Source organism: Streptomyces sp. NPDC005962, assembly GCF_040629205.1.
GTDB lineage: Bacteria > Actinomycetota > Actinomycetes > Streptomycetales > Streptomycetaceae > Streptomyces.
This window is the reverse complement of record NZ_JBEXVE010000008.1, coordinates 260,922-283,736: the sequence shown is the minus strand read 5'-3', so window position 1 is coordinate 283,736 and position 22,815 is coordinate 260,922. Positions and strand designations below refer to the sequence as shown.

General features: G+C 70.7%; 14 protein-coding genes and 1 pseudogene. 12 read left to right on the top strand and 3 right to left on the bottom strand.

What is annotated here, in order from left to right:
- The first annotated feature begins 123 nt into the window (after nt 1-123).
- From ABZ370_RS16590 to hflX, 3 genes are all read left to right on the top strand, one after another.
- Entirely contained in the window at nt 124-2,373 is a 2,250-nt protein-coding gene (locus ABZ370_RS16590; protein ID WP_358620825.1) for an HD domain-containing protein, read from the top strand.
- A 66-nt stretch (nt 2,374-2,439) separates the two neighbouring features.
- A complete protein-coding gene (locus ABZ370_RS16585) occupies nt 2,440-4,107 on the top strand; it encodes a M1 family metallopeptidase (RefSeq protein ID WP_358620823.1) in 1,668 nt (555 codons plus the stop codon).
- A 116-nt stretch (nt 4,108-4,223) separates the two neighbouring features.
- A complete protein-coding gene (gene hflX / locus ABZ370_RS16580) occupies nt 4,224-5,726 on the top strand; it encodes a GTPase HflX (protein ID WP_358620820.1) in 1,503 nt (500 codons plus the stop codon).
- Between the two features lie 96 nt (nt 5,727-5,822).
- Here the strand turns inward: hflX and ABZ370_RS16575 are convergent, their stop codons facing one another.
- Complete coding sequence (locus ABZ370_RS16575; RefSeq protein WP_358620818.1) at nt 5,823-6,998, bottom strand: hypothetical protein; 1,176 nt, start codon at nt 6,996-6,998, stop codon at nt 5,823-5,825.
- 250 nt (nt 6,999-7,248) lie between these two features.
- Between ABZ370_RS16575 and ABZ370_RS16570 the strand changes: the two genes are divergently transcribed.
- From ABZ370_RS16570 to ABZ370_RS16555, 4 genes are all read left to right on the top strand, one after another.
- Nucleotides 7,249-8,811, top strand: a complete 1,563-nt coding sequence (locus ABZ370_RS16570; RefSeq protein WP_358620816.1) for a diaminobutyrate--2-oxoglutarate transaminase family protein — start codon at nt 7,249-7,251, stop codon at nt 8,809-8,811.
- 592 nt (nt 8,812-9,403) lie between these two features.
- On the top strand, nt 9,404-11,260 hold the full coding sequence (locus ABZ370_RS16565; protein WP_358620813.1) for an IucA/IucC family protein: 1,857 nt from the start codon (nt 9,404-9,406) through the stop codon (nt 11,258-11,260).
- Between the two features lie 68 nt (nt 11,261-11,328).
- Nucleotides 11,329-12,015 (top strand): GNAT family N-acetyltransferase, encoded by a 687-nt coding sequence (locus ABZ370_RS16560; RefSeq protein ID WP_358620810.1) that lies wholly within the window; start codon nt 11,329-11,331, stop codon nt 12,013-12,015.
- 167 nt (nt 12,016-12,182) lie between these two features.
- The gene (locus tag ABZ370_RS16555) at nt 12,183-14,192 is read left to right on the top strand and encodes an ATP-dependent DNA helicase (RefSeq protein WP_358620807.1); all 2,010 of its coding nucleotides are present in this window, start codon (nt 12,183-12,185) and stop codon (nt 14,190-14,192) included.
- Between the two features lie 98 nt (nt 14,193-14,290).
- Here ABZ370_RS16555 and lexA read toward each other — a convergent pair whose 3' ends face one another.
- Complete coding sequence (gene lexA, locus ABZ370_RS16550; RefSeq protein ID WP_358620805.1) at nt 14,291-15,094, bottom strand: transcriptional repressor LexA; 804 nt, start codon at nt 15,092-15,094, stop codon at nt 14,291-14,293.
- Between the two features lie 463 nt (nt 15,095-15,557).
- On the opposite strand from lexA, the gene nrdR reads away from it, so the two are divergent.
- The 4 genes and pseudogenes from nrdR to ABZ370_RS16530 all read left to right on the top strand — a co-directional run bounded on the left by nrdR (nt 15,558) and on the right by ABZ370_RS16530 (nt 21,319).
- Entirely contained in the window at nt 15,558-16,076 is a 519-nt protein-coding gene (nrdR, locus tag ABZ370_RS16545; RefSeq protein WP_358620803.1) for a transcriptional regulator NrdR, read from the top strand.
- 115 nt (nt 16,077-16,191) lie between these two features.
- Nucleotides 16,192-19,068, top strand: a complete 2,877-nt coding sequence (locus ABZ370_RS16540; RefSeq protein WP_358620800.1) for a vitamin B12-dependent ribonucleotide reductase — start codon at nt 16,192-16,194, stop codon at nt 19,066-19,068.
- A gap of 305 nt (nt 19,069-19,373) precedes the next feature.
- Nucleotides 19,374-20,438 (top strand): annotated as a pseudogene (locus tag ABZ370_RS16535) (histidinol-phosphate transaminase); the annotation flags it as partial.
- A 275-nt stretch (nt 20,439-20,713) separates the two neighbouring features.
- Nucleotides 20,714-21,319: a YdbC family protein gene (locus ABZ370_RS16530; RefSeq protein WP_358620798.1), complete on the top strand. Its 606-nt coding sequence runs from the start codon at nt 20,714-20,716 to the stop codon at nt 21,317-21,319.
- A gap of 46 nt (nt 21,320-21,365) precedes the next feature.
- Here ABZ370_RS16530 and ABZ370_RS16525 read toward each other — a convergent pair whose 3' ends face one another.
- Entirely contained in the window at nt 21,366-21,986 is a 621-nt protein-coding gene (locus ABZ370_RS16525) for a TetR/AcrR family transcriptional regulator (RefSeq protein WP_358620796.1), read from the bottom strand.
- A gap of 162 nt (nt 21,987-22,148) precedes the next feature.
- On the opposite strand from ABZ370_RS16525, the gene ABZ370_RS16520 reads away from it, so the two are divergent.
- A complete protein-coding gene (locus ABZ370_RS16520) occupies nt 22,149-22,808 on the top strand; it encodes a histidine phosphatase family protein (RefSeq protein WP_358620793.1) in 660 nt (219 codons plus the stop codon).
- The last annotated feature ends 7 nt before the right edge of the window (nt 22,809-22,815 follow it).

The window sequence follows — 22,815 nt, the reverse complement described above, 5'->3', positions numbered from 1 at the left end:
TGGGTGATCCGTTTCACTCTGGGCGAGAGGCGGTCGGCCGTGCGTGGTGGGGTCGATAGCATCAAGCACCGGCCCCGGGGGAGTGCCCACGCCGGTTGACGCTCGACGCCGCCGGAGGTGCCCATGAGCGCAGAGGCCCCAGATCAAGCCGCTCTCGGCCGCAGGCGCGGCCTCCCCCGCATCGATCTGCGCAATATCCGCAGATTCGGCCGGGCCGCGCTGCAGGGACCGGCATCCAGGGACCGGCTGCCGGACGCGATCGAACACGTCGCCAAGGTGCACCGGGCGTACCACCCCGGTGCCGATCTGGATGTGCTGCGCCAGGCGTACGTCCTGGCCGAGTCCTCCCACCGCGGCCAGATGCGCAAAAGCGGTGAGCCGTACATCACCCATCCGCTGGCCGTCACGCTCATCCTCGCCGAACTGGGCGCCGAGACGACCACGTTGACGGCGTCCCTGCTCCACGACACGGTCGAGGACACCGAGGTGACGCTCGACCAGGTGGGGGAGCAGTTCGGCGAGGAGGTGCGCTATCTCGTCGACGGCGTCACCAAGTTGGAGAAGGTCGACTACGGGGCGGCGGCCGAGCCCGAGACGTTCCGCAAGATGCTCGTCGCCACCGGCAACGACGTCCGGGTGATGTCGATCAAGCTCGCCGACCGGCTGCACAACATGCGCACCCTCGGTGTGATGCGCCCCGAGAAACAGGCCCGCATCGCCAAGGTGACCCGCGATGTGCTGATCCCGCTGGCCGAACGGCTCGGCGTGCAGGCGCTCAAGACCGAGCTGGAGGACCTGGTCTTCGCGATCCTCCACCCCGAGGAGTACGCCCACACCCGGGAACTGCTCCAGTCCCACGCGGACCGCCCCGACCCGCTCGCCCGCGCCGCCGGGGAGGTACGGGCCGTGCTCCAGGAGGCGGGCATCACCGCCGAAGTCCTGGTGCGCCCCCGGCACTTCGTCTCCGTCCACCGCGCCGGGATCAAACGCGGCGAGCTGACCGGATCGGACCTCGGACGGCTTCTGGTCCTCGTCGCCGAGGACGCGGACTGTTACGCGGTCCTCGGCGAGCTGCACACCTGTTTCACCCCGGTGATCTCGGAGTTCAAGGACTTCATCGCCGTTCCCAAGTTCAACCTCTACCAGTCGCTGCACACGGCCGTGGCCGGGCGCACCGGCGAGGTCGCCGAAGTCCTCATCCGCACGCACCAGATGCACCAGGTCGCCGAAGCCGGGGTGATCGCCCTCGGCAATCCGTACGCCCCGACCGAGGCGGCCGCCGCGCCCGAGGGCGAGCGGGCCGACCCCACCCGCCCCGGCTGGCTGTCCCGGCTGCTCGACTGGCAGAGCGCCACCCCCGATCCCGACATCTTCTGGACCGCGCTGCGCGACGACCTCGCCCAGGACCGGGAGATCACGGTCTTCCGCTCCGACGGCGGCACCCTGGGCCTGCCCGCGGGCGCGAGCTGCGTGGACGCCGCGTACGCCCAGTACGGCGAGGACGCCCACTCCTGTATCGGGGCCAGGGTCAACGGGCGGATCGCGACGCTCAGCACCGTGCTGTGCGACGGCGACACGCTCCAGCTGCTGATGACGGGGGACGCCGCCTCGTCCGGGCCCTCGCCGGAATGGCTCGACCACGCCCGTACCCCGGCCGCGCGCATCGCCATCAACCGCTGGCTGGCCGCCCATCCGGCCGACCCGGCGCACGAGCCGCCGCAGGGCCAGGCGCCCGGCGCCGAGCACCTGCACGGCCCCGTCGACCCGGAAGACGCCGACCCGGAAGACGCCGAGATGGTGGAAGACGGGCCGGAAGACACCACGGACGAAGTGGCCGGAGACGAACGGGGCGAGGGCGAGGGCCCCGCCGCGCTGTCGGTGACCCCCGTGGGCCGCCCGGAGACGGGCATCGTCGTCGACCTGCCCGGTGTGATCGTACGGCTGGCCCGGTGCTGCACCCCCGTACCGCCGGACGCGATCACCGGTTTCGCGGTGCGCGGCGGCGCCGTCACCGTCCACCGCGAGCGGTGCCCCGCCGTGACGCGGATGACCGCCGCCGGGCGGGAGCGGGTCGGGGTGCGCTGGTCGGAGGAGGACGACGGGGACGGGGGCGACTACCGGGTCACCCTCTTCGCGGAGGCGTTCAGCAGGCCCCATCTGCTCGCGGACCTCACCGAGGCCATCGCCGCGGAGGGCGCCGAGGTGGTCGCCGCCGCGGTCGAACCGCCGCGGGAGCAGCGGGTCCGCCATACGTACACGCTCCAGCTGTCCGACGCGGGCCGGCTGCCGACGCTGATGCGGGCCATGCGTGACGTTCCCGGCGTCTACGACGTGACCCGGGAGGGCCGCAGGGTGGCGACCGCCCGTTCCTGAACTCCTTCGGGTGGATCGGGCCCGGGTGGGACTGCGTCTCCGCCCGGGCGCTGGTAGCCGTAAGGCATGACGCATTCTCCGGTCCCCCGCCCCGGCCCCCTTCCGCTGGTGCGGACGGGGCGCCGCAGGACCGCCCTCGTGGCCGTCGCCCTGGCCGCCGTTCTCGCCTCGGTCGGCCCGTCCTCCGCCGCCGTGCCGGTGGGCGCCACGGGCCCGCGGCCGCTCGGCATCGGCGACCCGCTCTACCCGCGGCTCGGCAACCCCGGCTACGACGTCACGGCGTACGACATCGCCCTGGACTACCGCCGCGCGGACCGGCCGCTGTCTGCCGTGACCACCATCGACGCCCGTGCCACCACCGGATTGCGCACCCTCAACCTGGACTTCACCCAGGGCACCGTGCGCTCCGTCCGGGTCGACGGCGCGCCCGCCGCGTTCGTCACCGCGGGCGAGGACCTGGTCATCACCCCGCACACCAGGATCGAGCGGGGCGCCGGGTTCCGGGTCACCGTCCGGCACACCAGTGACCCGGGGGACGGCACGGGCGGTGGCTGGGTCCGCACCCGGGACGGGCTGGCCATGGCCAACCAGGCCGACGCCGCCCACCGGGTCTTTCCGTGCAACGATCATCCGTCCGACAAGGCGCGCTTCACCTTCCGGATCACCGCGCCGAAGAACCTCACGGTCGTCGCGGGCGGCCTTCGGGCCGGGCGCGTGCACCAGGGGGCGCGCACCACCTGGACGTACCGCCTCGCCCACCCCATGGCCACCGAGCTGGCGCAGGTCTCCATCGGCCGTTCCGCCGTGCTCCGCCGCACCGGTCCGCACGGGCTGCCGGTGCGCGACGTGGTGCCCGCCGCGGACCGTAAGAAGCTCGCGAAGTGGCTCGCACGCACTCCGGGGCAGCTGACCTGGATGGAGAAGAGGGTCGGACCGTACCCGTTCGAGGACTACGGCGTGCTGATCTCCCGGGCCACCACGGGCTTCGAGCTGGAGACCCAGACGCTCTCGCTCTTCGAACGCGGTCTCTTCACCGACGACGACTTCCCGCGGTGGTACGTGGAGTCGATCATGCTGCACGAACTGGCGCACCAGTGGTTCGGCGACAGCGTCAGCCCGCGCCGCTGGTCCGATCTGTGGCTCAACGAAGGCCACGCCACCTGGTACGAGGCCCTCTACGCGGAGCAGTACGGCAAGGCGAGCCTGGAGCGCCGGATGCGGCTGGCCTACGAGCAGTCCGACGCCTGGCGCGCCGCCGGAGGGCCACCGGCCGCACCCAGGCCCGCCGAACCGGGCAAGCAGATCGGGCTGTTCCGGCCGATCGTCTACGACGGCAGCGCTCTGATCCTGTACGCGCTGCGGCAGCGGATCGGCCGGGCGGACTTCGAGCGGCTGGAGCGGGAGTGGGTGGTCCGCCACCGTGACGGCGTGGCCTCGACCGCCGACTTCGTCCGGCTCGCCTCGGAGGTGGCGGGCCGGGACCTGAACGGGTTCCTGCACCCCTGGCTGTACGGGGAGAAGACGCCGAAGATGCCCGGGCACCCCGACTGGAAGCCCGCCCCGAAGCCGGACGCGAAGCCCGGCGCGAAGCAGGGCACGAAGCAGGGCGTGAAGCCGGTCGCGAAGCCCGGTGCCGAGCCGGGAGCGAAGCCGGATGTGAAGAAGGGTGCCAAGCCCGTGGCCCGCTCCGCCCCGCACGGTCCGGCGGCGCGCCGTACCGTGAAACCCGGGTGACGGCCCCGCCGCCGCGTGCGACCATCGAGGGGTCGGCGCCGCCGGAACGGTGGGGAATCCCCCGGGCCCGTCGTGCGTTGACGACAGTGACGATGTCCCTCGACGTAAGGATTCCTTTGACCCACTCCTCTTCCCTTCCGCAGGACCGGCAGCGCCTCGCCGAGAGCCTTCGGGCCGACGCCCTGATGGAAGAGGACGTCGCCTGGAGTCACGAGATCGACGGGGAGCGTGACGGCGACCAGTACGACCGCTCCGAGCGTGCCGCGCTGCGGCGTGTGGCGGGGCTCTCCACCGAGCTCGAGGATGTCACCGAGGTCGAGTACCGGCAGCTGCGCCTGGAGCGCGTGGTGCTGGTCGGCGTCTGGACGTCGGGTACGGCGCAGGAGGCGGACAACTCCCTGGCGGAGCTGGCCGCACTCGCCGAGACCGCGGGCGCCTTGGTGCTCGACGGCCTCATCCAGCGCCGCACCAAGCCCGACCCGGCGACGTACATCGGCTCCGGCAAGGCCGAGGAACTGCGCGACATCGTGATCGAGTCCGGTGCCGACACCGTGGTGTGCGACGGTGAGCTGAGCCCCGGCCAGCTGATCCATCTGGAGGACGTCGTCAAGGTCAAGGTGGTCGACCGCACCGCCCTGATCCTCGACATCTTCGCCCAGCACGCCAAGTCCCGCGAAGGTAAGGCGCAGGTCTCGCTCGCCCAGATGCAGTACATGCTGCCGCGGCTGCGTGGCTGGGGTCAGTCGCTGTCCCGGCAGATGGGTGGCGGTGGTTCCGGATCGTCGGGCGGCGGTATGGCCACCCGTGGTCCCGGTGAGACCAAGATCGAGACGGACCGGCGCCGCATCCGCGAGAAGATGGCGAAGATGCGCCGCGAGATCGCCGAGATGAAGACCGGCCGCGACATCAAGCGGCAGGAGCGCAAGCGCCACAAGGTCCCCTCGGTCGCCATCGCCGGGTACACCAACGCGGGTAAGTCCTCGCTGCTCAACCGGCTCACCGGGGCGGGCGTGCTGGTGGAGAACGCGCTGTTCGCCACCCTGGACCCGACCGTGCGCCGGGCCGAGACCCCCAGCGGGCGGCTGTACACGCTGGCGGACACGGTCGGTTTCGTCCGCCATCTGCCGCACCACCTGGTCGAGGCGTTCCGTTCCACCATGGAGGAGGTCGGCGACGCCGATCTGATCCTCCATGTGGTGGACGGCTCGCATCCGGCGCCGGAGGAGCAGCTGGCCGCGGTGCGCGAGGTGATCCGTGACGTGGGCGCGGTCGACGTGCCCGAGATCGTGATCATCAACAAGGCGGACAAGGCCGATCCGCTCGTGCTGCAGCGGCTGCTGCGCATGGAGCGGCGCGCGATGGCCGTCTCGGCGCGCTCCGGGCAGGGCATCGAGGAACTGCTCGCGGTGATCGATGACGAACTGCCCCGGCCGCAGGTCGAGATCGAGGCACTGGTGCCGTACACCGAGGGCAAGCTGGTCTCGCGTGCGCACGCCGACGGTGAGGTGATCTCCGAGGAGCACACCCCGGAGGGCACGCTGCTCAAGGCGCGGGTGCACGAGGAGCTGGCAGCCGAGCTGCGGCGGTTCGTACCGGCCGCGGCAGCCACGAACCAGTAGAACCCGGCCGAAACGGCTCACGCTCACGGCTCACGGTTACGGCGAAGGCCCGCCCCCGGAATCGGGGGCGGGCCTTCGCCGTAACTGACCGCGGGACTACTGCCCCGTGAACTTCTTGCTGACCGCGTTGTAGACGCCCTTGGCCTCGGGACCCAAGTGCGGGCCCGCCAGCCAGGAGGCGTCGGACGGGCCTATCGAGGTGTTCGACACCAGCGCGGGCTTGCCGTCCGCACTGTTCGCGACCCAGCCGCCGCCGGACGAACCGGCGGTCATCGTGCAGCCGATGCGGTACATGGTCGGCTGCTTGGCGTCCAGCGACAGCCTGCCCGGCTGGTCGGCGCACTGGTTCATCTTCTGGCCGTCGAACGGCGGGGCCGCAGGGTAGCCGGTGGCCGTGATCTCGTCGATGGACTTCACGGCCGGTGCGTTGAAGTCGACCGGCAGCGCGCCGCCGACCGTCTCCTCCAGCGACTTGCCGCCGCTGACCTCAGGCTTCACATGCATGACCGCGAAGTCGTACGGTGCGCCCTTGCCGCCGGTGGCCGCGCCGCTGTCGATCCACTGGGAGGAGGTCTGCGCCCAGTCGGCCCACCAGACACCCTTGGGGGCGAGCTCTTCCCGGGTGGCGTTCTCCAGCTCGGCCGCCGACTTGCCGGAGTCGTTGTACGAGGGGACGAACATCAGGTTCTTGTACCAGCCGCCGCCCTTGCCCGCGTGGACGCAGTGGCCCGCAGTCCAGACCATGTTGGACTTGCCGGGGTGGGCGGGGTCCTCGACCACGGTCGCGGAGCAGACCATCGACCCCTCGGGGCCGTCGAAGAAGACCTTGCCCGCGTAGGGGACGCGGGAGCTGTACGGGCTGTCGACCTCGTTGGCCTTCACCGGCTGCGGATCGGGATCGGTCACGCCTTGGTCGTCCGCGATGTCACTGTCGTCGACCTGCTCGTCCGGCTCCTGGGCGTCCCGCATCCGGTCCGGCTTCCACAGCCCCTTGATGATCGGGTTGATGAAGTCGCCCGCCTCGCGGAGCCAGTCGTCCCGGTCCCACTTGTTCCAGGCGCCGTTCTTCCACTCGTCCAGATCGACGCCGAGGTTCTTCAGCTTGTCGTTGAGATTGTCGGGCAGCTTGATGTCCTCCGCGCCTTGCTGGGCCGACGATGCGGACGCTTTGGCGTCGGCCGGTTCGTCCGACGATCCGCACGCGGTGGCGGTGAGCGCCAGCACGGCGGCGACGGCCGCGGTGGCGAGCGCGGGCCGGCGTTTGAAAGGCATGGGCGGAACTCCCCCTGATGTTCTGAACTGCTTCATGGCCTGACTGCTCACGGCCTGTCTGGATTTGTCATGCTCCCCCCGACGGCGGGGCGATCCCCCACTATGCCGGTGTCGCCTACGACGGCTATAGGCGGGTCCTTGGTTCCCGGCGGCAAGGATCTTCGGCCAGCCCGTGATCCCCGGCCTGACCCGTCGTTGGTACGTACGGGGGACAGCCGGAGGGTGTTCAGCAGCGAGAGGACCGCGAGCCGTGGCCATGACCCAGCTCCCGCCGATGATGCCGGACCCTTCGCCGCCGGTCGTGCCGGACGGCGACGGGTCCGGCGAGGACGCCCCGGCCATCCTGCGGCGCCAGTCGCTGCGGGAGTCGGCCGCCCGCACCTACGCCCGGGCGCTGCCCATCGTCCCGGTGCGCGCCCGCGGGCTGACGATCGAGGGAGCCGACGGCCGCCGCTACCTCGACTGCCTCTCCGGAGCCGGGGCGCTGGCGCTCGGGCACAACCATCCGGTGGTGCTGGAGGCGATCCGCGCCGTCCTGGACTCGGGAGCCCCGCTCCAGATCCTGGACCTGGCCACACCGGTCAAGGACGCCTTCACGGACGAGCTGTTCGCCACGCTGCCGCCCGAACTCGCCGCGCACGCACGGGTGCAGTTCTGCGGGCCCGCGGGCACGGACGCCGTCGAAGCCGCACTCAAGCTGGTACGGACCGCCACCGGGCGAGACGGCGTGCTGGCCTTCTCCGGGGCCTACCACGGGATGACGGCCGGGGCGCTGGCCGTCTCGGGCGGTGCTCCCGCGGTGAGCGTGACCCGGTTGCCCTTCCCCTACGACTACCGCTGCCCGTTCGGGGTGGGCGGTGAGCACGGCGCGGAACTCGGGGCGCGCTGGACCGAGCGACTGCTCGACGATCCGAAGAGCGGGGCGGGCGCCCCCGCCGGGATGATCCTCGAACCGGTACAGGGCGAGGGCGGGGTGATCCCCGCGCCGGACGGCTGGCTGCGCCGGATGCGGGAGATCACCGCGGCCCGCGGCATCCCGCTCATCGCGGACGAAGTGCAGACCGGCGTGGGGCGCACCGGTTCCTTCTGGGCGGTCGGACACAGCGGCGTGGTGCCCGATGTGATGGTGCTGTCGAAAGCCATCGGCGGCAGCTTGCCGCTGGCCGTCGTGGTCTACCGGGAGGAGCTGGACGTCTGGCGGCCCGGCGCCCACGCGGGCACCTTCCGGGGCAACCAGCTGGCGATGGCGGCAGGCGCGGCCACTCTCGCGTACGTCCGCGAGAACGACCTCGCGCAGCGGGCAGCGGTCCTCGGCGAGCGGATGCTGACGAGGCTGCGCGCCCTCGCCGCGCGGTGGCCCCACATCGGGGACGTCCGCGGCCGCGGCCTCATGATCGGCCTCGAACTGGTCGACCCGGCGGACCCGGACTCCGGCCTCGGGCGCCCTGCCACTACGGCCGATACCGCCGTGACGACCGGTGCCGTTTCCGGTGCCCTCCCCGGTGCGGACGGCTCTGCTGCCTACCGTGCTGCCGACTCGACGGACACCGGCACCGCCGCCCTGCCCGCCGCCCCGACGCTGGCGGCCGCCGTACAGCGGGAGTGCCTCCACCGCGGCCTGATCGTCGAACTCGGCGGCCGCCACTCCGCCGTGATCCGCCTCCTTCCGCCGCTGATCATCACCGACGAGCAGGCCGAAGCCGTGCTGGACCGGCTCGCCGATGCCCTGGACGCCGCGATCCACGCTCTCGGCGACCGCCCCGCCCGTGAACTCCCGCCCAGCGTCCCGCCCTTCACCGGAGGCCACCGGTGACGCGCCCCACGGCCGTAAGACCGCACCACCACCGCACCATCGAAGGAGGCAGGCGCCAGGCTTCCGGCGTGAAGGCCGTGACGCGAGCGCCGCACCCACCATGCCGCACCCCCCTGGGCGAGCCCCCCTGTATCCCCAGCCGGACCCGGAGGACGGTGCCATGAGCGACCGTACGGCCCGTACCCCCGCCGCCGGGCACCCCCGAACCGGCGGTGAGGTACCGCCCGCCATGCCCGCCGTGCCCCCCGCCCCGCCAGGGGCCGCCGGGGCGGGGGTGAAAGCGACGGGGTTCCCGCCCGTGACCGCACTGACGGAACCACGGCGGCCGATGCCGCACCTGGCGGCAGCGCCTCTGCCCCCAGCCTTGCCGCCCGAGTCGGCAGCCCCCCCGGCCGGGCCTCCGCCCGCCGAGGCCCCCGCCGCCGAGTCGCCCGCGCCCCAGCCACCCACGGCCCTGGCCATAGGGGAGGCCCCCGGACTCCCGCCCTCGCAGCCCCAGCCCGCACCGCCCCAGCCCGCGCCGTTCCCGGCCATGCCGCCCCGGCCCACGGCACTCGCACCGTCGGCAGCCCCTGCGGAGCCGTGCCTCGTCGTGACGACCCCGGTGCCGCGGCAGGACCACAGTGGCCATGACGCACCACAGGACCCTGCTCCCACCGCCGGGCAGGACCCGCTCGACCATCCCGACCCGCAGCTCGCCGCCGACGCCGCGGGGGTCGAGAATCTGCTGCGCTGCTGGGTACGGGAGACCGCCGCAGGGCCCCCGGACAGGGACATCCTGCGCATCCCCCTCGCCGCAAGCGGCACCTCCCTCCAGGTGCCCGTGCACTACTGGTCGGCCACCGGCTGGCACCGCTTCGGCGCGCCGGTGCTGGAACACGGCCCCTGGGACGCCCCCGACGTCGGCGCGGTGGCCCTCGCGGCGTTGCTCACCCGGGAGGCGGCATACGCGGCCCGGCAGGACGAAGCCGACGCGGAGGCCTCCGCACTCATCGGCCGGGTCGCGGACTCCGTACGGCGCACCGCCCAATTCCTCGCCCACCGCCGGGCCGCGCCCGCCGACCCCGGCGCGGGGACCCCCTTCCTCAGCGCGGAACAGTCCCTCCTCCTCGGCCACCCCCTTCATCCCACGCCGAAGAGCCGCGAAGGTCTCTCCGACGCCGCGTCACCTGTCTGCTCACCGGAATCGCGTGGCTCCTTTCCTCTGCACTGGATCGCGGTCGACCGGTCCGTGCTCGCCTGCGAGTCGGCCTGGACCGAACGCGGCAGAACCGTGCCGGCCGAGAGGCTGGCCCTCTCCCTCGCGGGCAGTGGTCTGCAACTGCCCCCCGACTCCGTGCCCTTGCCACTCCATCCCTGGCAGGCCCACGAGATCCGGCACCGCCCGGCCGCCGCCGCGCTGTTCGACGAGGGCCTGCTGCACGACCTCGGCCCGGCCGGTGGTCACTGGCACCCCACCTCCTCGGTCCGCACCGTCTACCGGCCCGGCGCACCCGCGATGCTCAAACTCTCCCTCGGGCTGCGCATCACCAACTCCCGTCGTGAGAACCTCCGCAAGGAGCTTCGCCGTGGCGTCGAGGTGCACCGGCTGCTGCGCAGCGGGCTGGCCGAGCAGTGGCGGGCCGCCTTCCCCGGATTCCCCGGCTTCGACATCGTCCGTGACCCGGCCTGGCTCGCGGTGGACGGGCCGGACGGCGAGGCCCTGACCGGGCTCGACGTCGTCATCCGGCACAACCCGTTCGGCCCGGGCGACGACGCCGTCTGCGTCGCCGGGCTCCTCTCGCTCCGGCCCTGGCCGGGGCAGACCGCCATGCGCTCACGCCTGGCCCACCTCATCGCCCGGCTCGCCGCCCGCACCGGCCGCTCCTCGGCGGCCGTCAGCGCCGAGTGGTTCCTGCGCTACCTGCGCACGGTCGTACGCCCCGTGCTCTGGCTGGACGGAGAGGCGGGCATCGCCCTGGAGGCACACCAGCAGAACACCCTGGTGCTGCTGGACCCGGACGGCTGGCCGGTCGGGGGCCGTTACCGGGACAACCAGGGCTACTACTTCCGCGAGTCCCGGTACGACGATCTCCAGCGGCGGTTGCCAGGGATCGGCGGGCACAGCGACACCTTCGTGTCCGACGAGGTCACCGATGAGCGCTTCGCCTACTACCTCGGCGTCAACAACGTCCTCGGCGTGATCGGAGCGTTCGGGGCACAGCGGCTCGCCGACGAGCGCGTGCTGCTGGCCGCGTTCCGCCGCTTCCTCGCCGACGCCGCGTCCGGCCCCGGCAAGCTCCGCTCACGGCTGCCCGCCCGCCTCCTGGAGACCCCCACCCTGCGCTGCAAGGCCAACCTGCTCACCCGCCTGCGCGGCCTGGACGAACTCGTGGGTCCGGTCGACACCCAGTCCGTCTATGTCACCATCGCCAACCCCCTTGTCACTTCGGCCGCTTCCACGGCATGACGTCCGTCCACCCCGCCGAGCACGCCCCTCACGGCGCGTCTTGAGATCCATGAGAGGAGAGCGCCGCCGTGCCGCACTCCGACTCCAGCACCGACGACACCATCGACATGCGGATGCGCCGGGAAGAAGACACCGCCCGAATCTCCGGGAACCAGCTGGCCGGCCCGGAGTTCGACACTCGCCCCGACCTGCTCGACCGCATCGCCGAATGGGGCCCCACCAGCACCCCGGCGGGTGCCTTCCAACTCGTCCCGGTCCGCATCGGGCGCGATCTGCGGCTCATCGCCCGATGGATGAACGACCCGGCCGTGGCCGCCTTCTGGGAACTCGACGGCCCGGACGACATCACGGCGAGCCACCTGGGCGGCCAGCTCGACGGCGATGGCCGCAGCGTGCCCTGCCTGGGGGTGCTGGACGGCGTCCCGATGAGCTACTGGGAGGTCTACCGCGCCGATCTCGACCCGCTCGCCCGGCACTACCCGGCACGGCCGCACGACACCGGCATCCACCTGCTCATCGGCCGCGTCAGCGACCGTGGCCAAGGCCTCGGCACGACCCTGCTCCGCGCTGCGGCCGATCTCGTGCTGCAACACCGCCCGTCCTGCGCGCGTGTCGTGGCCGAACCCGACCTGCGCAACACCCCCTCCGTCGCGGCCTTCCTCGGCGCCGGTTTCCGCTTCTCCGCCGAGGTGGACCTCCCCGGCAAACGCGCGGCACTGATGCTGCGCGACCGCTCCCTGCGCCACCTGTTGTGAGCCATCGTGACCCCCTGTGATCCGCGACGGCCTCCGAACGCCGCCGTTTCCTGTGATACACCGCTCGGCCCGTCCGGGTTCCGCCGATGGCGCGCGTTCCCTCCACGGAGGGTGATGTGACCGTCGACCGGAGTGATGTCGGTGCCGCCGCGTAGGCTGGCAGCCCTATGACTGACACGTCCTCGCCTCCGCTCGCAGACCTGCTGCACGCCGCCGTCACCTCCGTCGGCGGCACCGAACGCCCTGGCCAGACAGCCATGGCCGAAGCCGTGGCCGAGGCGATCGACGACAGCTCCCATCTGCTGGTCCAGGCCGGCACCGGCACCGGAAAGTCGCTCGGCTATCTGGTGCCCGCCCTCGCCCACGGCGAGCGGGTCGTCGTTGCCACGGCGACGCTCGCCCTGCAGCGCCAGCTCGTCGAGCGCGATCTGCCGCGTACCGTCGACGCTCTGCATCCGCTGCTGCGCCGCCGCCCCGAGTTCGCCATGCTCAAGGGGCGGTCCAACTACCTGTGCCTGCACCGCCTCCACGAAGGGGTGCCGCAGGAGGACGCCGACGAGGCCGGGCTGTTCGACCCCTTCGAGGCGGCCGCGCCCACCAGCAAGCTGGGCAAGGACCTGCTGCGGCTGCGTGACTGGTCCGACGAGACCGAGACGGGCGACCGCGACGACCTGACGCCCGGCGTCTCCGACCGCGCCTGGTCCCAGGTGTCGGTCACCTCCCGCGAATGCCTCGGCGCGTCCAAGTGCGCCTATGGCGCGGAGTGCTTCGCCGAGGCCGCCCGCGAGCGCGCCAAGCTCGCCGAGGTCGTCGTCACCAACCACGCGCTGCTCGCCATCGACGCCATCGAGGGCGCCCCGGTTCTGCCCGGCCACGAGGTGCTGATCGTCGACGAGGCGCATGAGCTGGTCTCCCGCGTCACCGGCGTCGCCAGCGGCGAACTCACCCCCGGGCAGGTCAACCGGGCCGTGCGGCGCGCCGCCAAGCTGGTCAACGAGAAGGCGGCCGACGCTCTCCAGACCGCGTCGGAGACTTTCGAGCGGATCATGGAGCTGGCTCTGCCCGGCCGCCTCGAGACCGTCCCCGAGGACCTGGGATATGCGCTGATGGCGTTGCGTGACGCGGCCCGTACGGTGATCTCCGCGCTCGGCGCCACCCGCGATGCCTCGGTGCAGGACGAGGATGCCGTCCGCAAGCAGGCCCTGGGCGCGGTGGAGAACATCCACCAAGTGGCGGAGCGGATCGTGGAGGGCTCCGAGTTCGACGTGGTCTGGTACGAGCGGCACGACCGTTTTGGTGCCTCGCTGCGCGTCGCCCCGCTGTCCGTGTCCGGTCTGCTGCGCGAGAAGCTGTTCGAGGACCGTTCGGTGATCCTCACCTCCGCCACTCTCAAGATCGGCGGGGACTTCAACGGCGTGGCCGCGTCGCTCGGCCTCGCTCCCGAGAGCCCGCAGGACCCCGAGGGTGGCGAGGGCGGCGAGGATTCCGCTCCGCGCTGGCAGGGCCTCGATGTCGGCTCGCCGTTCGACTACGCGAAGCAGGGGATTCTCTACGTCGCCAAGCATCTCGCCCAGCCCGGCCGCGAGGGCAGCCGCAGCGACATGCTGGATGAGCTGGCCGAGCTGGTGGAGGCCGCGGGCGGGCGCACACTCGGGCTGTTCTCGTCCATGCGCGCCGCCCAGGCCGCCGCGGAAGACCTGCGCGGACGGCTCGACGTGCCCATCCTCCTCCAGGGCGAGGAGACTCTCGGAGAGCTGATCCGGGCTTTCGCCGCCGATGCCAGGACCTGTCTGTTCGGCACGCTGTCGCTGTGGCAGGGCGTGGATGTGCCGGGCCCGAGCTGCCAGTTGGTGGTCATGGACCGGGTGCCTTTCCCGCGCCCCGACGACCCGCTGATGAGCGCTCGGCAGAAGGCCGTGGAGGAGGCCGGCGGCAATGGCTTCATGGCGGTCGCGGCCACGCACGCCGCCCTGTTGATGGCGCAGGGCGCGGGTCGGCTCGTGCGAGCCTCCGGGGACCGTGGCATCGTCGCCGTTCTGGACCCGCGGGTCGAGCGGGCCCGCTACGGCTCGTTCCTGCGCAAGACCATGCCGGACTTCTGGTACACGACCGACCGCAACCAGGTGCGCCGTTCCCTGGCCGCGATCGACGCGGCGGCCAAGGCCGACGGGGCGTAGCGCGCGAGGGCGGGCATACAGCAGGGCCCCGGAACCGGCGCAGTGGTCCCGGGGCCCGGTCGTTGGGCACGCCCGGGGGCGTGCCTCGGTCCGTCGGCTCAGACGCGCCGCAGCACCGCGACGACCTTGCCCAGAATGGTCGCCTCATCACCGGGGATCGGCTGGTACGCGGCGTTGTGCGGGAGCAGCCAGACGTGGCCGTCCTCGCGCTTGAAGCGCTTCACCGTCGCCTCTCCGTCGAGCATCGCGGCGACGATGTCACCGTTCTCGGCGACGGGCTGGCGGCGCACCGTGACCCAGTCCCCGTCGCAGATGGCGGCCTCGATCATGGAGTCGCCGACCACCTTCAGGACGAAGAGCTCACCGTCGCCGACCAGCTGGCGGGGGAGAGGGAAGACGTCCTCGACCGACTCCTCGGCGAGGATCGGCCCGCCGGCCGCGATCCGGCCGACCAGCGGCACGTAGGAGGCGGCGGGCTTGCCGGTGGTGTCCGTCGGCTGGGTGCTGGGCTGGTCCGAGCCACGGACCTCGTACGCCCGGGGCCGGTGGGGGTCACGCCGCAGGAAGCCCTTGCGCTCCAGGGCCATCAGCTGATGGGCGACGGACGAGGTGCTGGAGAGGCCCACCGCCTGGCCGATCTCCCGCATGGACGGGGGGTAGCCGCGCCGCTGCACAGAGTCTCGGATGACCTCGATGACGCGACGCTGCCGGTCGGTCAGTCCTGAGCTGTCCGCCCGGATTCCTGGAGGTCGCCCGGGTAGTGATCGGGTCGCCTTCTCCCCCTCCGGGTTCGTGCTCGAGTTGTTGATCGCATGGGTCTGATTCAGCGCGTGCGTCTGTTCGAGTCGACTCTGGGAGCGCTCCTGGGCAGTAACAGCGGCGCTCTCTGCGGTGGTGGTCACGACGGCCCCTCTCGAGATGTTCTCCCTAGTTGGACAACGGTAGTTGCTTTCGAAAGGTTGCGCCAAACACACGTTCGAGTGAAATATCCTAGATGAGCTGACGTGATCACAGGCTTGGGTGTATAGGGCGGTTCCGAAGCGGGCCGACGGGCGGGCTTCGGCCCTGTCCGGCGGCGGGCGTCAGTCTTGCACTCCGGGTCGCGTGAATCCGGGACCCCTGAGGTTCGCGTAGTCTCGTGCCTGCTCCCGAGCCATGACACGCCATCCGGTGCGGTTGGGTGCTAGACACCAGATCTAGTGGTTTGATGGATGTCAGTCACCCACAGCTTGTGGTCCCTGGTGATTCGTTGCCGAGATCTTCGCCTATGCTTGTGGTCGCTTCGACGGGCCTGCGCGGTCGGTCGGGGCTTATCAGTCATGCCAGTCATGCGCCGTTCTTGAGGGTGAGGGAGGGTACGGAGCCATGCACTGCCCCTTCTGCAGGCACCCCGACAGCCGCGTCGTCGACAGCCGGACCGCGGACGACGGCTGCGCGATCCGCAGGCGCCGCCAGTGCCCCGACTGTGCGCGCCGCTTCACGACCGTGGAGACCGCGTCACTGATGGTGATCAAGCGGAGCGGGGTCACCGAGCCCTTCAGCCGCGACAAGGTCATCTCCGGGGTCCGCAAGGCGTGTCAGGGCCGTCCCGTCACCGAGGACGCCCTCGCCAAGCTCGGCCAGCGCGTGGAGGAGGCCGTACGGGCCACCGGCAGCGCAGAGCTGTCCACCCATGACGTGGGGCTCGCCATACTCGGTCCGCTCCAGGAGCTCGACCTCGTCGCCTACCTCCGCTTCGCCTCCGTCTACCGCGCCTTCGACTCGCTCGAGGATTTCGAGGCCGCGGTCGCGGAGCTGCGCGACCAGCAACGGCCTCCCGCGCACGACCGCGGGCCCGGCGCCGACGGGGCCGCGGAGGGCCCCGCGCCCACTGTCGCCGACTGACCGGCGGCCGAAGACCTGCCCGGGGCGCATCGCGCCTCCGGGTGAAAGACAAGAGACACCGTGCCTGGGAAGAAATGGGCACATCAGGGCGTTTTCGCCCGTACAGGGAGGCGGAATGACAGAGACGACGAGCGGCCCCGCACGAGGCTCCCGCTCCAAGGGAAGCAAGAACAAGGGTCTGCGTATCGAGCGCGTTCACACCACCCCTGGCGTGCACCCGTACGACGAGGTGGTCTGGCAGCGTCGTGACGTCGTCATGACCAACTGGCGTGACGGGTCGGTCAACTTCGAGCAGCGCGGCGTGGAGTTCCCCGACTTCTGGTCGGTCAACGCGGTCAATATCGTCACGAGCAAGTACTTCCGCGGCGCGGTCGGCTCCCCGGTACGCGAGGCGAGCCTGAAGCAGCTCATCGACCGGGTGGTGAGCACCTACCGCAAGTCCGGCGAGGTCAACGGCTACTTCGCTTCCCCCGCGGATGCCGAGATCTTCGACCATGAGCTCACGTACGCGTTGCTGCACCAGGTCTTCAGCTTCAACTCGCCCGTGTGGTTCAACGTCGGCACCAAGCAGCCGCAGCAGGTCAGCGCCTGCTTCATCCTCTCCGTGGACGACTCCATGGAGTCGATCCTGGACTGGTACAAGGAAGAGGGGATGATCTTCAAGGGCGGCTCCGGCGCCGGCCTGAACCTCTCCCGCATCCGCTCCTCCAAGGAGCTGCTCTCCTCCGGCGGCAACGCCTCCGGTCCCGTCTCCTTCATGCGCGGCGCCGACGCCTCCGCCGGAACGATCAAGTCGGGCGGTGCGACCCGCCGGGCCGCCAAGATGGTCGTGCTCGACGTCGACCACCCGGACGTCGAGGCGTTCATCGAGACCAAGGTCAAGGAAGAGGAGAAGGTCCGCGCCCTGCGCGACGCGGGCTTCGACATGGATCTGGGCGGCGACGACATCACGTCCGTCCAGTACCAGAACGCCAACAACTCGGTCCGTGTGAACGACACGTTCATGAAGGCCGTGGAGTCCGGCTCGCAGTTCGGCCTGCGCAGCCGCATGACCGGTGAGGCCATCGAGGAGGTCGACGCCAAGTCGCTCTTCCGCAAGATGGCCGAGGCGGCCTGGGCCTGCGCCGACCCGGGCATTCAGTACGACGACACGATCAACCACTGGCACACCTCGCCGGAGTCGGGCCGGATCACCGCCTCCAACCCGTGCAGCGAGTACATGCACCTGGACAACTCCTCGTGCAACCTGGCCTCGCTCAACCTCATGAAGTTCCTTGAGGACGACGACTCGGGTAACCAGCGCTTCGACGCCGAGCGCTTCGCCAAGGTCGTCGAGCTGGTCATCACCGCGATGGACATCTCCATCTGCTTCGCGGACTTCCCGACCGAGAAGATCGGCGAGACGACCCGCGCGTTCCGCCAGCTGGGCATCGGCTACGCCAACCTCGGCGCCCTGCTGATGGCCACCGGCCACGCCTACGACAGCGACGGCGGCCGGGCCCTGGCCGGAGCCATCACCTCCCTGATGACCGGCACCTCGTACAAGCGCTCCGCCGAGCTGGCGGGCGTCGTCGGCCCGTACGACGGCTACGCCCGCAACGCGGACGCCCACAACCGCGTCATGAAGCAGCACTCGGACGCCAACGCCATCGCCAAGCGCGTGGACGACCTGGACTCCCCGGTCTGGGCTGCGGCCACCGAGGCATGGCAGGACGTGCTGCGCCTCGGCGAGAAGAGCGGCTTCCGTAACGCCCAGGCGTCGGTGCTCGCCCCCACCGGCACCATCGGCCTGATGATGGACTGCGACACCACGGGCGTCGAGCCGGACCTGGCCCTGGTGAAGTTCAAGAAGCTGGTCGGCGGCGGCTCGATGCAGATCGTGAACAACACGGTCCCCAAGGCGCTCAAGCGGCTCGGCTACCAGCCGGAGCAGGTCGAGGCGATCGTCGCCCACATCGCCGAGCACGGCAATGTGATCGACGCGCCCGGGCTGAAGCCCGAGCACTACGAGGTCTTCGACTGCGCCATGGGCGAGCGCTCCATCTCGCCGATGGGCCACGTGCGGATGATGGCCGCTGCCCAGCCGTTCCTGTCCGGCGCGATCTCCAAGACGGTCAACATGTCGGAGACGGCCACCATCGAGGAGATCGAGGAGATCTACTTCGAGGGCTGGAAGCTGGGCCTCAAGGCGCTGGCGATCTACCGCGACAACTGCAAGGTCGGCCAGCCGCTCTCCGCCAAGAAGAAGGAGGAGAAGAAGGTCGTCGAGCAGGCCGCGCCGGAGGTCGAGAAGGTCGTCGAGTACCGCCCGGTCCGCAAGCGCCTGCCCAAGGGCCGTCCCGGCATCACCACCTCCTTCACGGTCGGCGGCGCCGAGGGCTACATGACGGCGAACTCCTACCCGGACGACGGTCTCGGTGAGGTCTTCCTGAAGATGTCCAAGCAGGGCTCGACCCTCGCGGGCATGATGGACGCCTTCTCCATCGCCGTCTCGGTCGGCCTCCAGTACGGGGTGCCCCTGGAGACGTACATCTCGAAGTTCACCAACATGCGCTTCGAACCGGCCGGTATGACGGACGACCCGGACGTGCGGATGGCCCAGTCGATCGTCGACTACATCTTCCGCCGGCTGGCGCTGGACTTCCTGCCGTTCGAGACCCGGTCGGCGCTCGGCATCCACTCCGCCGAGGAGCGCCAGCGTCACCTGGAGACCGGTTCGTACGAGGCGTCCGAGGACTCCGAGGACGACGTCGATGTCGAGGGCCTGGCCCAGTCGGCGCCGCGTCGGCTGGAGGCCCCGAAGGCCACCACGGCCGCGTCTCAGTCCGAGACGTCCGCCCCGAAGGAGGCCCACAGCTCGACCGAGCTGGTCGAGATCCAGCTGGGCCTGAACGCCGACGCGCCGCTGTGCTTCTCCTGCGGCACCAAGATGCGCCGCGCGGGCAGCTGCTACCTGTGCGAGGGCTGCGGCTCGACCAGCGGCTGCAGCTGATCATCCGCCCTGGCGGGTGACCGACGATGCGGGGCGTGGCCTTCGGGCCGCGCCCCGCTTGCGTGCGGGGGACTGTAGCGGTTCTGGTAACTCCTGTCACTCGACTTCTCACACGCACCATGAAATTCGGCAACGCCCCGACTCGCGGTGGCTCGTGCGCGACGCTCTGTGCAAGCGGAGCCGAACGTCGTGCCCAGCACGGCCCATGTGACCGAGGAGGTCTTGCTGTGACTGTCGCCGCCATCGGCAACACGGGTAATGCCGCACAGCTTTTCCGGGGCACCAACCACAGTCCGTCGTACTTCATGCTCAATCGCGCGGGAGTGTCAGGCGGCGGACAGGACATCGTGGATTTCTGTATCCCCTGCAATCCCTACTTCCCCACCCCCGGCATGTTCGACGAACTGTCGGCCATGCTGCGCGACATTCTCACCTATTACCCCAGCTCCGCCGATACGATCACAGCCGAACTGGCGCATCTGCTCGATCTCCAGCCACAGACCATGGCGATGGGCAACGGCTCGACGGAACTCATCACCTGGATCGACCATTTGCTGGTCAAGGACAGCCTGGCCGTGCCGATCCCCACCTTCGGCCGGTGGACGGACCAGCCGGATGAGACCGGCAAGCGGGTGGACATGTTCCGGCTGCCGGAGCGGCACGGCTTCGCCCTCGATCCCGATGCCTTCGTGTCGTTCATACGGCAGCGGGGATCACGCACCGCCGTCATCTGCAATCCCAACAACCCCGACGGCGGTCTCCTCTCCCGCGACGCCGTCATATCGTTCATGGACTCCCTCGCCGACCTCGACCTGGTCGTCATCGACGAGTCCTTCCTGGAATTCGTCGACCCTGATTCCGGTCCCTGGCCGAGCGTCGTCGACGAGGCGGTGGTGCGCCCGAACGTCGTCGTCCTGCGCAGCCTGGGAAAGAACTTCGGCCTGCACGGCGTGCGCTTCGGCTACCTGGTGGCGAACCCCTCGCTCGCCCGAAAGGTCCGCTCCAGGCTGCCGAAGTGGAACCTCAATTCCTTCGCCGAGATCATCGTCTTCATGCTCAAGGACCACCAGCAGGACTACGAGATGAGCCTGCGGATGCTCGCCCGCGACCGGCAGGAGATGATTTCGCAGCTGTCGTGTCTGCCGGGAATGACCGTCTTCCCCTCACAGGGCAACTTCGTGTTCGTCAAACTGCCGGAGGGAGCGAACGGCGTGCAGGTGCGGGACCGGCTGCTGTCCGAACACGGCGTGCTGGTGCGAGAGTGCGGCAACAAGCTCGGCAGCAGCAGCCAGTTCATGCGGCTGGTGGTGCGGTCGGAACCCGATGTGCAACGGCTGTTGTCCGGGCTCAGCAGCGTCCTGTACGGAAGCGCCTGGTACGCGCCCCTTGCCGGAGGGCAGCAGTTGCAGGCGGTGTACGCGCCGGGTCCGGGCATGAGGATTCCGGGCCCGGGCGCCGGAATGCCGGGGGCCGGTGCGGGGCTTCCGGGGCCAGGACCTGGGACCGGGCGCAGGCGCCGCTGACCTGGGCTCCTGGCGGAGGAAGGCCGCGCTCTCCGTCGCGGCATGCCCGGTCCACCTCCGAGGCTCGGAGTGGACGGATTCCGGTGTGATGCGGGCCACCGTCGGGGCCGTAGGATGGCGCGGTGCTGGTCAAGTGGATTCGCTGCACCGTGGTGGACCGCCCGGGGTTCGAGCGAGGGCAGCGGAAGTGGGCGGGGATGCCCGGTGAGCCGGGATTCCGGGGGCAGGGCGGTGGCTGGAGCCGGGGACGGCCGAACGTGGCGCACATCTTCGCGTTCTGGGAGAGCCGGGCGTTCTACGACTCCTTCATGGCGCGGTCGCACAACCGGTTGGCGGCCGCGCAGACCGGCACGTACCGGAACATGCAAGTCCGGCTCTTCGAGCATCGCTTCGATGTGAAGGTCGGATTCCAGCCCCGGTTCAACGACGCGGATGTGCTGCGGGCCGCGCACTGCCGGGTGCACGCGGACCGGGTGGACCACTTCACGCTGGTGCAGGAGAAGGTGTGGAACCCGGCGATGGCCGGTTCGCCGGGCATGCTGCGCGGAGTTTTCGGCGAGGCGCCGGGGAACGAGTTCCTCGTGCTGTCGATGTGGGACTCGGCCGCCGAACACGGGAAATACCGGGTGGAGCGGGTGGAGCGGCTGGGGCTGCGCGCCCAGACGGAGGCGGACGTGGCCGCGATAGCCGGCGACGTGGTGGGTGTCGAGTCCGCCTGGACGGTCTGAAGGCGCGACCGCGCCCGGCGGGCGGCCTTGGCCACGTCTTTGGTCGTCACTCGGCCGGGAGATAGGCCCCGGCCCGGACGGCGGCTGCGACGGCTGCCGCCGACTGGTCGGCGAGCGGTGTATCGATGGGTTCACGGGTGATCAGCGCCCGGAAGAACAGCGGGGCGGACACGGCCCGGACGACCGCCGCGGCGTCGGTGCCGACGGGCGCCTCACCCCGGCCGACGGCCCGCGTCACCACGGACTCGCACCGGGCGAACCGCTCGGTATGGAAGTCACGGAGCGCCTCCGCCGCGCGCTGGGAGTGAAACGCGGCGGCGACGAAGGCGGTCGGCGCTGCCTCGGCCGGTGCGTCGCCGAAGGTCCCGGTCACCTCGCGCGCCAGGGCCCGCAGATCACCGTCGAGGCTGCCGGTGTCGGGGGGCCTCCAGGAGTCCTCCCCGGCGAGCTGGAGCGCGTCGGCCACCAGCCCCTCGACGCTGCCCCAGCGCCGGTAGACCGTTGTCTTGTGGACGCCGGAGTGTTCGGCGACGTACTCGACTGTCAGGCCCGGGTAGCCGTGCTCGGCGAGGCCGGTGAGGACGGCGTCGCGGACCGCGGCACGGGTGCGCGCGGTGCGCCCGCCGGGGCGGACGGTGCCCGGGGTGTGGGCCGCACTCTCCGACAACTGCGACTCCTGTTGCCTTAGCGGGTTTCCTGTGCCACTCCGAGGGTAATGCAACTGTGGTTGTGTTTGCAGGTTGTCTGGCAACTGCCCGCTCGCATGCGGGTCGCGTGGTGGAAGAGGGGAGCGAAGCGCTCGCCGCGCGCCCGATCTAGGGTGGGCGGCATGGCACGACCCCGGCGCATCATCCTCATACGGCACGGAGAATCGGAGGGGAATGCCGATGACTCGGTGTACGAACGCGTACCCGACCACGCCCTGAAGCTGACCGACACCGGGCGGCGGCAGGCCCAGGAGGCAGGTGTCCGGATGCGCGCCACCTTCGCCGAGGAGCGTGTTTCGGTCTATGTGTCGCCGTACCGGCGCACCCACCAGACCTTGGAGCTGCTCGGCCTGGACCCGTCCCGCACCCGGGTCAGGGAGGAGCCGCGACTGCGCGAGCAGGACTGGGGAAACTGGCAGGACCGCGAGGACGTGCGGAAGCAGAAGGCCTACCGCGACGCCTATGGGCACTTTTTCTACCGCTTCGCGCAGGGCGAATCCGGGGCGGATGTCTACGACCGGGTGGACGCGTTCCTGGAGAGCCTGTGGCGCAGCTTCGAGGACCCGGCGCATCCGCCGAACGTCCTGCTGGTCACCCATGGGCTGACCATGAGGCTGTTCTGCATGCGCTGGCTGCACTGGAGCGTCGCCGAATTCGAGTCACTGTCCAACCCCGACAACGCCGAGACGCGGATGCTGCTGCTGGGCTCTGACGGCCGCTACCACCTCGACCGCCCCTTCGAGCGCTGGTGTACTCCCGAGCCCTATGGACTCACCGGTTAGAGTGCGC

Bases quoted from the DNA above. Each gene is read 5' to 3' on its own strand.
- ABZ370_RS16590 (WP_358620825.1), top strand. From the start codon at position 124: ATGAGCGCAGAGGCCCCAGATCAAGCCGCTCTCGGCCGCAGGCGCGGC.
- ABZ370_RS16585 (WP_358620823.1), top strand. From the start codon at position 2,440: ATGACGCATTCTCCGGTCCCCCGCCCCGGCCCCCTTCCGCTGGTGCGG.
- ABZ370_RS16575 (WP_358620818.1), bottom strand. From the start codon at position 6,998: ATGCCTTTCAAACGCCGGCCCGCGCTCGCCACCGCGGCCGTCGCCGCC.
- ABZ370_RS16555 (WP_358620807.1), top strand. From the start codon at position 12,183: ATGACTGACACGTCCTCGCCTCCGCTCGCAGACCTGCTGCACGCCGCC.
- nrdR (WP_358620803.1), top strand. From the start codon at position 15,558: ATGCACTGCCCCTTCTGCAGGCACCCCGACAGCCGCGTCGTCGACAGC.
- ABZ370_RS16540 (WP_358620800.1), top strand. From the start codon at position 16,192: ATGACAGAGACGACGAGCGGCCCCGCACGAGGCTCCCGCTCCAAGGGA.
- ABZ370_RS16520 (WP_358620793.1), top strand. From the start codon at position 22,149: ATGGCACGACCCCGGCGCATCATCCTCATACGGCACGGAGAATCGGAG.